Origin of the sequence: Paenibacillus sp. KACC 21273 (genome assembly GCF_028736095.1) — a bacterium.
Taxonomy (GTDB): Bacteria; Bacillota; Bacilli; order Paenibacillales; family Paenibacillaceae; genus Saccharibacillus; species Saccharibacillus kyungheensis.
Map to the genome: position 1 here is coordinate 737,510 of NZ_CP117876.1, position 13,631 is coordinate 751,140.

A 13,631-nucleotide genomic window follows, 5' to 3' on the forward strand; every position below is an offset into this window, starting at 1 on the left:
GAAGAGGAACGACTGTATCCTCTATTCTGTTCTATTGGACAAGCTGGAATAAAGGAAGGTATGCATATGGCAGCCACAATTAAAGATATCGCAAAGCTAGCGAATGTTTCTCATACGACTGTTTCTCGTGCACTTAATAATAGCCCTCTTATTAAAGAGGTCACCAAACGTAAAATTATGCAAATTGCGCAAGAAGTTAATTATATCCCTAATTATAATGCGAAAAGTCTGGTGTTACAGCGATCGCATACGATCGGGTTGTTTTTTACCAGTATCTCTAATGGTACAAGTAGTAGCTTTTTTGCCGCTACGATTCGCGGGGTGAATCGTGTGATCGGGATTGAATACAATTTATTTGTACGCGGAATAGATGATTATTTGGATTACAGTTCTATTCATCATAAGCGATTTGATGGCATTATTTTGATGAGTCAAAGTGAAGCTGATAACGACTTTATCAATCATGTGCTAGAGCAAGAGATTCCGATTGTTGTTCTCAATCGTCTGCTGCCAGATGCGAATCTAGTCAATATTGTATCTAATGATAAAGAAGGCTCGTATCATGCTGGTCATTTTCTAATACAGCAAGGTCATACGCAGATTGCGATTATAGAAGGAATCAAAAGCTTCAAATCGACAGAACAACGCCGATTAGGCTTTTTACAAGCGCTGGAAGAAAGCAAATTATCGATTCCAGCAGAATACATTGTCGGTGGAGAATACGATACAGAGAGCGGTTATCAAGCGATGCAACAATTGTTAGCATTATCATCACCACCTACTGCTGTATTTTGCTCCAATGATGATATGGCGATTGGTGCGATGAATGCGGCATTTGAACAAGGGTTGAAAGTACCGCAAGACTTATCGATTATCGGCTTTGATGATATTAATTTCTCGATGTATACCAATCCTGCGTTAACAACAGTGAAGCGTCCGATCGAAGATATTAGTGCACGCGGAGCAGAGAAAATATTAGAACAGATTCGTGAGAAAGAAACCCAACAAGAATTGATCTTTGTCGAAACTGAATTGATTCAACGTAAATCAACAGCAGTTCATTCGGGATAAAGGTTCAAAGTATATTCATCAGCTAGGCTAGAAGGAGGATTCCAGAGCATCAGTAGACGCACCGGAATTCTCTTTTTAATAAATAATAAGATTGTGATCTAATTCACTTTGTTAACGTGTGCATAAAATTATAATTATTAGTAAGTACTTCATAAACAAATCTAAGATTCATTCAGAATAGACAGTTCAACAAATCAACGATCAGGAGGATCTATAATGAACACACTCAACCGAACCACATACCCTGCTACAACCTATACTGAAAAAGTAGTGCAATTTGGCGAAGGTAATTTTTTGCGAGCTTTTACCGATTGGCAGATTCACCAGATGAACAAAAAAGCAAACTTTGATGCAGGAGTTGTTATCGTACAACCGTTAGCTACAGGGATGGCTGAACGACTCAATGAACAAGATGGATTATATACGGTATATCTAGAAGGTATTCAAGATGGACAGCCTTCTCAGACACATGAAGTGATTGAGTCTGTAACACGCGGAATCAATCCTTATGAACATTATGAAACCTATGAAGCTTTAGCCTATCAGCCAGAACTTCGCTGGATCATTTCCAATACAACAGAAGCAGGCATTGCTTTTCATCCAACAGATCAGTTAGCAGATCGTCCACAGCAAAGTTATCCGGGTAAATTAACATCATTATTGTATCGTCGGTTCCGTCATTTTCATGGAGAAGCAAGTAAAGGGTTTATTATTCTTCCATGTGAATTGATAGATCATAATGGAGATGAACTGAAAAAAATCGTGTTGCAATATGCGGACTTGTGGAACTTAGAGCCTGAATTTGTTGCATGGGTACATCAAGCAAATACATTTTGTAGCAGTCTGGTAGATCGGATTGTTCCCGGTTATCCCAAACAGCGTATGCCTGAGATTACAGCAGAGCTTGGATATGAAGATTCATTTGTTGTAGTAGGTGAACCATTTCACTTACTTGTGATCGAAGGGCCGTCTTGGATTGAGCAAGAATTGCCGTTTGTCCAAGCAGGTCTGCATATCAAAGTCGTAGAAGATATGGCTCCGTATCGCACGCGTAAAGTACGTATTTTGAATGGTGCTCATACCGCTATGACCCCTGTTGCTTATCTGTATGGTCTAAATACAGTTGCAGAGACGGTCGATCATCCGGTGACAGGCGCTTTTGTACGATCATTGATCCAGGATGAGATTATACCTACGTTGGATTTGCCGGCAGAAGAGCTAGAGCAATTTGCTGCGGCTGTAATGGAACGGTTCCGTAATCCGTATGTACAACATTTTCTAATGAGTATTTCACTAAATAGTATTTCCAAATTCAAAACGCGTGATCTACCAACACTAACTGCTTATATCGAACAGACAGGCAAATTACCACAAAAACTTGTTTTTTCACTTGCAGCTTTGATCGCTTTTTATAAAGGAGAACGCAGTGGAGAACCGATCGCGTTAAACGATGATATCGCTGTATTACAACAGTTAGCTGAATTATGGAAAGTATGCGATAACAGCCAACAAAGTCTGCATCAGCTCGTTATGACTGTTCTAGGAGAATTATCTTTCTGGGGAATGGACTTGAACCATTATAGCGGCTTAACCGAGCAAGTGACGAACGATCTGTATCATATTCAACAACAAGGCATTGTCGTTGCTTTGCAAGCGTTGATGGATCATTCTGCAACACCTACTTCTTAATAGATACGCAGTACAAATCAGTGGATAGATACATCTTATGAGGAGGCATAATTAACCATGCTTGAATATACACAGATTCATCCTGATGACAATGTCGTCGTTGCATTGCGTGATTATCAGCAAGGCGAAATGATTACACTGGATACACCAACCGCTTTGCAGCAACAGATTACAGTTACAGAAGATATCGCCCGCGGGCATAAGATTGCGCTTCAACCTATCGAGATCAATCAACATATTATCAAATACGGCTATCCGATCGGACATGCGATTCAACCGATTATAGCAGGTAGTCATATTCATACGCATAATGCTAAAACCAATCTAACCGGTATCGAAGAATATCATTACCATCCCAAAACGTTATTCAATCCGTATACGCTTGAGAATCGTACTTTTCAAGGATATCGACGTAGCAATGGGGATGTAGGAATTCGAAATGAATTATGGATCGTACCTACTGTGGGCTGTGTGAACGGAATTGCTGAATTGATTCTAAGCGAGTTCCAGCGCGAAGTAGGTGATATCGCTCCTTTTGAAAATACATTAGTACTCAAACACAGCTATGGTTGCTCTCAGCTAGGAGATGATCATCAATATACACGAACTATTTTGGCAGATGCGGTCAAGCATCCGAATGTAGGCGGTGTGCTTGTACTTGGACTGGGCTGTGAAAATAATGAAATGGATCAATTCAAAGTAGCGATTGGTGAATACGATGAACATCGGGTCAAATTCCTTGTCTCTCAAATGGTATCAGACGAAGTAGAAGCAGGTGTACAACTACTTAAAGAGATATTTGCCCATGTACAGGGTGATCATCGAGAAGATATTCCTTTATCCGATCTTAAAATCGGACTGAAATGTGGCGGTTCGGATGGATTATCTGGGATTACAGCGAATCCACTATTAGGTAAATTATCAGACTATATGGCGGCGCAAGGCGGGACAACAGTATTGACCGAAGTACCTGAGATGTTCGGCGCAGAACAGATATTGATGGAACGAGCAGCAGACGAACAAGTATTTGGCAAAATCGTACATTTGATTAATGATTTCAAGCAATATTTTATGGATTACAGACAGCCTGTCTATGAAAATCCTTCTCCTGGTAACAAAGCAGGTGGAATTACAACATTAGAAGATAAATCACTGGGTTGTACGCAAAAGTCAGGCATTTCTCCTGTACAAGATGTTCTATTATATGGAGAACGATTGCAGACACGTGGACTGAATTTGTTAAGTGCACCGGGCAATGATCTGGTAGCTTCGTCTGCACTGGCGGCAGCAGGTTGTCAGTTGGTGATTTTTACTACCGGACGGGGAACACCTTTCGGTTCCTTTGTACCTACGATGAAAGTGTCTACCAATTCCCCTTTATTTGCGAACAAACCGCATTGGATCGATTATAATGCAGGCACACTGGTTGAAGGTGTAACGATAGAAGACGGATTACAAGATTTTATTGATTACATTATTGAAGTTGCCAGTGGTCGCTGGGTGAATAATGAGAAAAATAAATTCCGCGAACTTGCGATATTTAAAAGCGGAGTTACTTTGTAAATATAACTATGATTTGGCATCTTAAACGCAATATATGCTATACTCATTCCATTGTGACCAACGGGTCAGTAACTGATCAATGCTTTGCAGAAAGATCATGTTATGATTACGACAAAGGAGTGAGTGTATGTCAGCGTCTGTTGCTGCAAAAAATCAAAAAGCTTCAAAAACAGGCTGGATCGTTGCAGGGTTGTTGCTCGGTATTTTTATTGCGGCGATCGATAATACGATCGTAGCTACAGCGATTGCGACGATTGTAGGTGATCTTGGAGGATTTGATCAATTTGTATGGGTAACTTCAGCATACTTGGTCGCTTCACTCGCAGGTACACCTATTTTCGGTAAACTATCGGATATGTACGGTCGTAAGCGATTTTTTATTTTCGGTGTTGTTGTCTTTATGCTTGGTTCTATTTTATGTGGTACAGCAGACTCGATCGTACAACTTAGTATTTATCGAGCGATTCAAGGAATTGGTGGCGGTGCGCTGGTACCGATTGCTTTTACGATTGTATTCGATACATTCCCACCAGAAAAACGCGGTAAAATGACAGGCTTACTAGGCGCTGTATTTGGTATGTCCAGTTTATTTGGCCCACTGTTAGGCGCTTATATTACCCAATATATGAACTGGCGTTGGGTGTTCTATATCAATGTTCCGTTTGGGATTGTTTCGTTTCTATTGGTTATGATTTTTTATCATGAATCGATGGAACGTTCGAAGCAAAAAATCGATTGGTGGGGCGCAGCGTTATTGATCGGAGCTGTCGTGTCCTTGATGTTCGCTTTAGAACTAGGCGGAGATACGTATGCTTGGAATTCAGGTGTGATTTTAGGATTGTTTGCAAGTTTTGTGGTATTGCTGATCGGATTTATTTTTGCAGAACAGAAAGCCGCAGAACCTATTATTTCATTTCCGATGTTCAAAGATCGGTTGTTCAGTAGTAGTACATTAGCCGCTTTTTTCTATGGAGCTGCTTTTATTACAGTAGCGCTCTATATTCCGATTTATATTCAAGGGGTTAGCGGTGGAACAGCGGTCAATTCCGGCCTTACTCTAATGCCGATGACGATCGGGTCTGTGATTGCAGCGATGCTTGGCGGAATACTGGTAAATAAATTAACATTCCGCCGAATCATGATGATCTCTGGATTTTTATTTGTACTAGGGATGGCATTGTTAAGCCGGATTACACCGGATACACCTGCATTGCTATTGTATCTGTATCTGGCTACAGCAGGCTTCGGAATTGGATTTTCTTTCTCAGTGCTGAATATCAGCGGAATTCAGAACTTTGATTTCCGTCAACGCGGAGCAGCGACCTCTACATTAACATTTGTTCGTTCTCTGGGGATGGCACTAGGTGTTACCATATTTGGATTGATCCAACGTAGCTTATTAAGCAATCAATTAGAAGCAGGGATAAATCAGAGTGGTGGTGAAAGTGCATTACCAGCAGGACTTGATCTGACTCAGCTTGATCCGCGTGCCTTGCTATCCGATGATATCAAATCTCATTTGCCTGCCCAGGTGATTGAGATGATTCAGGTAGCATTAACAAGTTCGATTGCAGGTACATTTATGTGGGCAGTCTTGCCAGCTATTGGAGCACTTATCGCTGTTTCCTGTATGGGTAAAGAACGTGCTCTTCAAACGAATAAAACTACTCAAAAGTAAGTAATAACGTGATTGCAATACAAAGTAGTCATAGCAGGTATCCATAACAAACCCAAAAAAGATCGTTCATCTTCAGGTCAGTCTGAGATGGAACCGCTTTTGAAGGACGTTAGCAGAAGAAAGTCTGATTTCAGCATTGCGCTGATTTCAGGCTTTTTTGATTATGGAGTGATTTTCGAGTTATTATAGTACTCAAATGGTAACGAATTTGTTACAATAGAGATTGTTGAATCTGTCTTTCAAAACATATGGTGTTTTGCTACATCCAGTACAAAGTACCTAATCGTATATTGGTTTACTTGATAAGAACCAACCTACCTATACTTAATGTTGTCTGTGAAAACGAATAGTAACCGTATAAGAAGAAATGGTGAGTCTAAATACCATGTACCACATGCAATCAACAAAACCATTCAGACATCATCTCTGATAACAAAATGTTGTCTATGATAAGGTGAATGATCTGATTATTTAGGAAGTGATAATTTGATAGAAATGCAGGATGTCTGGAAAACTTATCCGAATGGAGCTCATGCTCTTCAAGGTGTATCTGTGAAGATTGATCGCAATGAATTTGTATATGTGGTCGGTCCTTCCGGTGCGGGTAAGTCTACCTTTATGAAATTAATGTATCGTGAAGAAACACCAACAAAAGGTCAAATTTCTGTAAATGGATTTAATTTAGGCAAATTAAAACAGCGTAAGATTCCACTGTTGCGCCGTAATATCGGAGTTATTTTTCAAGATTTCCGTCTACTACCGAAATTAACAGCTTACGATAATGTTGCTTTTGCAATGGAAGTTATTGAAACGCCGCGAAAATTAATGAAAAAGCGGGTAATGGAAGTACTTGATCTGGTAGGGCTTCAAAGTAAAGCAGGGCGTTACCCTGAACAAATGTCCGGTGGTGAGCAACAGCGGATAGCTATTGCACGCGCAATCGTCAATAATCCGGCTGTGATTATAGCAGATGAACCTACAGGAAACCTTGATCCTGAGACTTCATATGGGATTATGCAATTGCTAGATGAAATTAATTTCCGCGGAACAACGATTATTATGGCTACTCATAACAGAGATATTGTTAATTCAATGCGTCGTCGGGTATTAGCGATCGAAGACGGTATGATCGTCAGAGATCAGATTAGAGGGGAGTACGGTTATGAATTTTAATACCTTCTTGCGACACTTGCGGGAAGGTTTTAGAAGCGTATTCCGCAACGGGTGGATGTCAGTTGCATCGATCACCTCTATTATTGTGTCTCTGTTTATTTTGGGTGTATTTATTTTGTTAGTTTTGAATGTGAATCAACTTGCCGATCAGGCAGATAGTGAAGTAGAGATCAACGTCTTTTTGGAACTCAATGTCGATCAATCATTACGACAAGAGTTGCAACAAGAGATCAGCGCTATGACAGAAGTGAGTACTGTTACATTTGTTCCCAAAGCGCAAGGGTTACAAGAATTACGTGATCGTCTAGGTGAAGGTGGAGAATCATTCTTGCAAGGGTATGCGCAGGATAATAATCCATTGCCTGATGCTTTACGTATCCAAGTTATTGAACCAACTACCGTTCCTTTTGTCGCTCAGAAGATAGAAGCATTAAATAAAGAACATCCTGAAAAACCTATCCTTAAAGTTCGGTATGGTGGAGATACAGTACAGACGTTGTTCAAAGTGACAGCATTGATCCGCAATATTGGTCTAATTCTGGTTGCTGCTCTTGGATTGATGGCCATGTTCTTGATAGCGAATACGATTCGAGTGACTATACTCGCGCGTCGTCGTGAAATTAGTATTATGAAGTTAGTGGGAGCCACCAATCAGTTTATACGATGGCCTTTCTTTATTGAAGGTGCATTGTTAGGCGGTATTGGTTCACTCGTAACGATCGCTATTTTATTTATAGGGTATCAGCAATTGGTAGCCGCTTCGGTTCGTTCATTCGGAATAGCGTCTGTGATCACTTTGATTCCTTTACAGCAAATCTGGCCGTTATTGGGCAGTTTACTACTAGGACTTGGAGTATTGATCGGAATATGGGGCAGTACACTCTCGATTCGTCGCTTTCTTAAAGTATAAAATAAATTATTTTCGTAAATATGCAAAAAAAGCTAAGATATCTGCAAAACATTGCCGATAATCATACTTGATGCAAGTGCTGAACGCCGGAAAACGACTGTTTCAAAAACCTACAAACGGTAAAAGGATGGGGAGAAAAAGTTGAAAAAAGTCGCATCAGTTATGGCTGTTATTTTATTGGCAGTCTCAGTGATCCAACCACAACAAGTACACGCCGCCAAATCGGTTAGTGATATCCAGAGTCAATTAAATGCTGTGGAGAAAAAAGCACAGGAAGCAGCCCAACAGAAGAAAAAAGCTGCTGCTCAAAAGAAAAAATCGCAAATGCTAAAAGCTAGAACACAAAAAGATCTAGGTAAAGTATTGCAAGCGATCAATGAAGTGAGCAGTCAGTTGGCTCGCGTTTCTAGTGATATTTCACAAACGGAATCAGGTCTTCGTCAGGCGAAAAAAGATTTGGCTGAAACCAAAGAACGTATTCATGCTCGTGAAGGTATGATTGATACTCGTGTACGAATGATGTATACCGACGGATTAATCTCTTATATGGATGTGTTAATGGCTTCAACGAACTTTTCCGATTTTGTAGAACGTGCGGATTCATTGCGTATGATTGTAGACCAGGATCAGGACATCTTGGCTCAACATGAAAAAGACAAACAATTCGTAATCGTGACACAGAAAAAATTAACCGCTTCGTATGCGAAAGCGAAAAGTCTATACGCTGAAAAAGCAGAGCGTAAAGGCGAATTAGATGCAAAAGAAAATGAAAAACAAGTACTCATTTCTAAATACAACACACAGATTGAGAATGCGGATGATATCACATCCGAGCAAGAACAAGCGTTATGGGATTTAGCAGACAAACGCGCTTCTCTCTATCAGGAGAAAACAGCACTAGAAGCACAAGAAAGAGCAGCAGCGGCGGCTCGTGCGGCAGCAGAAGCTCAAGCAAGAGCAGAAGCAGCAGCCAACAATCCTCCATCGTCTGATGATGGTAGCGGTTATACTCCACCAAGTACAGGTGGATATCAAGGTAGCGGCAATGGAAGTATGGGTTTACCGGTGAATGGTGCGCGTATTTCTTCTCCTTTCGGATATCGTAATCACCCGATTCAAGGGGTATACAAATTGCATACAGGAGTCGATTTTGCAGCTCCACAAGGAACCGATATTCATGCTGCTCAAGGTGGAACAGTAGTCGTTGCTCAATGGCAAAATGGATACGGAAATACAGTTATTATCGATCATGGAAATGGGATCAAAACATTATACGGACATATTCGTGATGGCGGTATTGCTGTTACTGTAGGTCAGACAGTAAGTCAAGGACAGAAGATTGCAGAAGTAGGTTCTACAGGGAACTCTACAGGACCTCACTGTCACTTTGAAGTACGTGTGAATAATACGCCTGTCGATCCGATGGGTTATCTGTAATAGCGTTAAGCTCAGAGAGGCGGTAACACATGATGAGAAAACGCACCGTAGCACTGCTTGTGATTGCCATGATGGTGCTAAGTAGCGTGCTTACACTGGCTTTTACCAGTCTGCCAGGAATTGCTCGTAATGCTGTAAATGGACAAGGGTTGCTCGCCGCACTTAGCGGTGGAGGTCTAAGCGATCAACAACAGAGCAAACTCAGTACAGCTGCTAAATTGATTGAAAGTAATTATTACCAAGATGTAGATAGTAACAAGCTTGTAGATGGTGCAATCAATGGGATGATGGAAGCGTTAGGTGATCCTTATTCCAGTTATATGGCTCCTGAGACAGCGACTCAGTTTTCTGAATCGATCGCAGGATCATTTACAGGAATCGGTGCAGAAGTATCGCAAGAAGATGGCAATGTCGTGATCGTTTCGCCGATCAAAGGTTCACCTGCGGAAAAAGCAGGATTACGTCCGAAAGATATTATCGTATCCATCAATGGCGAATCACTAGCTGGTGTGGACTTGAATGATGCTGTGAATAAGATTCGTGGCAAAAAAGGAACAACGGCTACAATTGAAATTAAACGTTCAGGCAGTTCCAATAATTTAACGTTCAAAATTGTTCGTGATGATATCGATGTCGAGACAGTCACTTCGAGAATGACTGCTGACAAAATCGGTGTGATTACCGTAACGCAATTTTCGATGAATACCGCAGAGCGCTTTGATGCTGAAGTCAAAAAGCTTGAAGGCGAAGGTATGAAAGGTCTTGTGATTGATGTTCGTAACAATCCAGGTGGCGTTCTGTCTGTTGTGATTGATATGGCTGAACAATTTGTCCCGAATGGCAAATTGATCGTACAAGTCGAAGATAAAGCAGGTAAACGTGATGAGACCAAGTCGACAGGTAAAGGTGTTAAGTATCCGATTGCTGTCGTAACAAATGGTGGTAGTGCAAGTGCTTCTGAGATTCTAGCAGGTGCATTGAAGCAATCTGCGGGTGCTACATTATATGGTGAGACTACGTATGGTAAAGGTACTGTGCAGACAAGTATGGACAATATCTTTAACGATGGTAGTTTAATCAAAATTACGATTGCTAAATGGTTGACTCCAAATGGAGATTGGATTCATAAAAAAGGAATCAAACCGGATGTGAAAATTGCTCCGCCCGATTACTTTACCGTGACTCCAATTAACAAAGAAAAAACACTCAAATATGATATGAACAATAGTGATATTAAGAGTGCTCAAATTATGTTAGATGGTCTTGGTTACAGTGTCGATCGCAAAGACGGCTATTTTGATCGTGATACCGAGAGTGCAGTGAAATCATTCCAGACCAAGCAAAAGCTGACGGTGACAGGTGCGATTGATGAGAAAACAGCAACTGCCCTTGAGATTGCATTAGTGAAGCATATTCAAGATCCACAATATGATGTTCAAATGAACAAAGCGATTGCTGGGGTTGAAAAGCAAATTTCTACAGCGAATACCAAATAATTTAAAGCTAACACTCCTATATTCATATGTATTTCCAAAAAGAAGGCTGTTATAGCCTTCTTTTTTTATGTAGAATAGAGAGAGTTGAGTCCAAGTAGGATTTGATGGTACGATTTCTATGAAAGCCAGATAGATGGCAAAGGAGAGTGGCAACCGTTGAACGTGTTAGGTGAGGCACTCCGTATGATAGGCGGGGCTTTAGGGGCGCTATTAACACAGCCTTTTTATTATATATTTTTGATCGGTGTTTTGTTGCATTACAGACGTCAAGGTATTCTTGAACGCAAACTATTTAATATTCGTATTTATGTCTATGCAGGTCGTGTATTACGTACAGTGATTACAGGAATTATTGTCGGATTACTGGTATCGATTGTGATGGCATTTATAGGTATACATATACAGACAGAAGTTATCTGGTGTATAGGAACAATTTTGATTCTATTATCCGTATTCCGTCTACGTTATGCTCATATAACGATGGCTTTGGCTGTACTTACGATCATTTATATGGTGTTGCTCTCTTTACCGTCATGGCAACCTACAGGTCTTATCGGGCAAGTGATAGAGAGTATTCGCAATGTAGATTTGCCTGGATTGTTAGCCATCTCGGTATTATTACAATTGATTGAAGCAGTATTATTCCGTATGCAAGCCACTCGCTTTTCTTCTCCAGTTGTCATTGAAGGCAAGCGTGGTAAGCCTGTAGGGGCCTATGCAATAGAAGCATTCTGGCCGATTCCTTTATGGTTATTTATCCCTTCCACCGGTGGTCTTGTTCTGCCATGGACACCGCTTCATGGAGCAGAGTCATGGATAAATGGTGTATCTTTAACAGCATTACCGGTGATGATCAGTTGCAGTATATTAACACAGACCCATTTGCCACAAGTCAAAGTGAATGCGATAGCCAAGCGATTATTACAGAGTAGCTTCATTATGATCGTACTTGCGGCTTTGGCACTGTGGTGGGCGCCTATCGCTATCCCTGCATTAGTGATAGCTGTAATTTTACGTGAATGGATTATGTATGTGAGTAGACGAGAAGAGTCGCAGCAAAGCCCATTATTTATTCGTGGATTACGGGGACTCAAAATACTAGATGTTATCCCAGCTAGCCCGGCGGCAGAGTTAGGTATTACCGCAGGGGAAAGTGTATATAAAGTGAATGGACAGTTGATTCAAGACCCACAATCATTACATGCAGCATTACGAATCAATCCAGCTTTTTGCAAATTGGAAATATTAAATATTCAGGGCGAAAGTAAATTTCTACAACGAGCGATTTATGCAGGGGATCATCATCAATTAGGCATGATTTTTGCACCGGACGATCAAGCTGTTATCTCTCCAGATATTCAGCGGTTATCGGTCTGGCATCTGGTCACCAAACCGCGTGTACACAAGTTGAACAACGGCTATCAGGAAGCGGATACGACATTATTGCTAGAAAGCAATCTGGCTACGGAAACAGAAGTGCCTGAAGAGCCGATTGAACTGACTCCCGAGTATATCGAAAAGCATGGATTACCCAAGCGTCCACGACGTAAGTGAGTACTATTCAGTGCTGTAGTAGGATGAGTCATTGCTTTACAACATAAGTAGGTATTTGAATATCAGCACTACAATAAATGATAAACTATAAAAAGCACTCAAGTGTACTCTCGATCAGCAGATGAGTAGATATACTTGAGTGCTTTTTTTGAATTCAAACTTAACAGTTACATCTTAGTATTAAAGCCTACCTATCACATGGTATTGAAAATACGAATGCTATTACTTGATCGCTCCTATTAGTCTTGCAACTGACGTAAAACGATAATTTCTACACGGCGATTTTTTTGACGGCCTGCTGCTGTTGAATTATCTGCGGTTGGACGTGTATCTCCATAACCTGCATATTGAAACTTCGATTTGTCTAATCCTTTAGTATCAATAAAGTAACGCAGAACAGACAAGGCACGTGCGCCCGACAATTCCCAGTTATCTTGATAACGTGAGGCATTCACAATAGGTAAATTATCGGTATGTCCTTCAATACTGACTGTTGTATCAATAGATTGAAATAAGCTAGATAATTGTGCAAGTGTTGCTAATGAAGGCGATTTGAGATTCGCTTGACCTTCGTTAAATAAAAATTGATCACTGAGTGTAATAGAAATCCCTTGCGGCTTGTCAGCGACGACGACTTGATTGCCTAGATTATTAGTTTTGACATATTTTTGGATCACACTCATTAGATTCGCTAATTCACTTTCTTGCTTACGAAAAGCTTCTTCGCGATTAGTCAGTGTAGTTGCACCGCTTTGTGTATCTTTACCGCCTGCATTGCCTGCTTGATTACTGGTCGACGTAGAACCACCGTTACTTGTATTTTTGCCAGCGGTTCCTGTGATACCTTTACCGCCATCTAGAATCGAATTATCGCTTTGAAAAGTAAGCTGTAATGAATCAGTTAGCACCTGATACTTGGCAGTATCTACATGGCTTACCGAATACATTACAACAAAGAAGATCAGTAACAACGTAATTAAATCAGCGTAGGTAATCAGCCAACGATCTTGCTGATTATGTCCAGTGCCTTTTTTACCTCGCCGAGAATAACGTGCCATCG

The 13,631-nt window shown here is 40.8% G+C and carries 10 protein-coding genes; 9 read left to right on the top strand and 1 reads right to left on the bottom strand.

What is annotated here, in order from left to right; all coding sequences use genetic code 11:
* The first annotated feature begins 66 nt into the window (after window positions 1-66).
* From PQ460_RS03315 to PQ460_RS03355, 9 genes are all read left to right on the top strand, one after another.
* Window positions 67-1,071 carry a LacI family DNA-binding transcriptional regulator gene (locus PQ460_RS03315; protein WP_274171790.1) on the top strand — a complete coding sequence of 335 codons (1,005 nt, stop codon included), beginning with the start codon at window positions 67-69 and terminating at the stop codon, window positions 1,069-1,071.
* Window positions 1,072-1,287: 216 nt separating this feature from the next.
* Entirely contained in the window at window positions 1,288-2,760 is a 1,473-nt protein-coding gene (locus tag PQ460_RS03320; protein ID WP_274171791.1) for a tagaturonate reductase, read from the top strand.
* Window positions 2,761-2,817: 57 nt separating this feature from the next.
* Window positions 2,818-4,323 carry a UxaA family hydrolase gene (locus PQ460_RS03325; RefSeq protein WP_274171792.1) on the top strand — a complete coding sequence of 502 codons (1,506 nt, stop codon included), beginning with the start codon at window positions 2,818-2,820 and terminating at the stop codon, window positions 4,321-4,323.
* A gap of 127 nt (window positions 4,324-4,450) precedes the next feature.
* A complete protein-coding gene (locus tag PQ460_RS03330; RefSeq protein WP_274171793.1) occupies window positions 4,451-6,001 on the top strand; it encodes an MDR family MFS transporter in 1,551 nt (516 codons plus the stop codon).
* A 486-nt stretch (window positions 6,002-6,487) separates the two neighbouring features.
* Window positions 6,488-7,174 (top strand): cell division ATP-binding protein FtsE, encoded by a 687-nt coding sequence (gene ftsE, locus PQ460_RS03335; protein ID WP_204827203.1) that lies wholly within the window; start codon window positions 6,488-6,490, stop codon window positions 7,172-7,174.
* Complete coding sequence (gene ftsX, locus PQ460_RS03340; protein WP_273613717.1) at window positions 7,164-8,084, top strand: permease-like cell division protein FtsX; 921 nt, start codon at window positions 7,164-7,166, stop codon at window positions 8,082-8,084. Before ftsE ends, ftsX begins: the two co-directional genes overlap by 11 nt.
* Before the next feature lie 141 nt (window positions 8,085-8,225).
* Window positions 8,226-9,521, top strand: coding sequence for a murein hydrolase activator EnvC family protein (locus PQ460_RS03345; protein WP_274171794.1), 1,296 nt, complete (start codon window positions 8,226-8,228; stop codon window positions 9,519-9,521).
* A gap of 29 nt (window positions 9,522-9,550) precedes the next feature.
* The gene (locus tag PQ460_RS03350) at window positions 9,551-11,017 is read left to right on the top strand and encodes a S41 family peptidase (RefSeq protein ID WP_273613715.1); all 1,467 of its coding nucleotides are present in this window, start codon (window positions 9,551-9,553) and stop codon (window positions 11,015-11,017) included.
* Window positions 11,018-11,179: 162 nt separating this feature from the next.
* A complete protein-coding gene (locus PQ460_RS03355) occupies window positions 11,180-12,571 on the top strand; it encodes a PDZ domain-containing protein (RefSeq protein WP_337994006.1) in 1,392 nt (463 codons plus the stop codon).
* Window positions 12,572-12,810: 239 nt separating this feature from the next.
* Here the strand turns inward: PQ460_RS03355 and PQ460_RS03360 are convergent, their stop codons facing one another.
* Complete coding sequence (locus PQ460_RS03360; RefSeq protein ID WP_273613713.1) at window positions 12,811-13,629, bottom strand: flagellar motor protein MotB; 819 nt, start codon at window positions 13,627-13,629, stop codon at window positions 12,811-12,813.
* Window positions 13,630-13,631: the final 2 nt, after the last annotated feature.

Excerpts from the sequence above, each read along its gene's own strand:
- PQ460_RS03325 (WP_274171792.1), top strand. The coding sequence starts at position 2,818 with ATGCTTGAATATACACAGATTCATCCTGATGACAATGTCGTCGTTGCA.
- PQ460_RS03315 (WP_274171790.1), top strand. The coding sequence starts at position 67 with ATGGCAGCCACAATTAAAGATATCGCAAAGCTAGCGAATGTTTCTCAT.
- PQ460_RS03330 (WP_274171793.1), top strand. The coding sequence starts at position 4,451 with ATGTCAGCGTCTGTTGCTGCAAAAAATCAAAAAGCTTCAAAAACAGGC.
- ftsX (WP_273613717.1), top strand. The coding sequence starts at position 7,164 with ATGAATTTTAATACCTTCTTGCGACACTTGCGGGAAGGTTTTAGAAGC.
- PQ460_RS03360 (WP_273613713.1), bottom strand. The coding sequence starts at position 13,629 with ATGGCACGTTATTCTCGGCGAGGTAAAAAAGGCACTGGACATAATCAG.
- PQ460_RS03350 (WP_273613715.1), top strand. The coding sequence starts at position 9,551 with ATGATGAGAAAACGCACCGTAGCACTGCTTGTGATTGCCATGATGGTG.
- PQ460_RS03320 (WP_274171791.1), top strand. The coding sequence starts at position 1,288 with ATGAACACACTCAACCGAACCACATACCCTGCTACAACCTATACTGAA.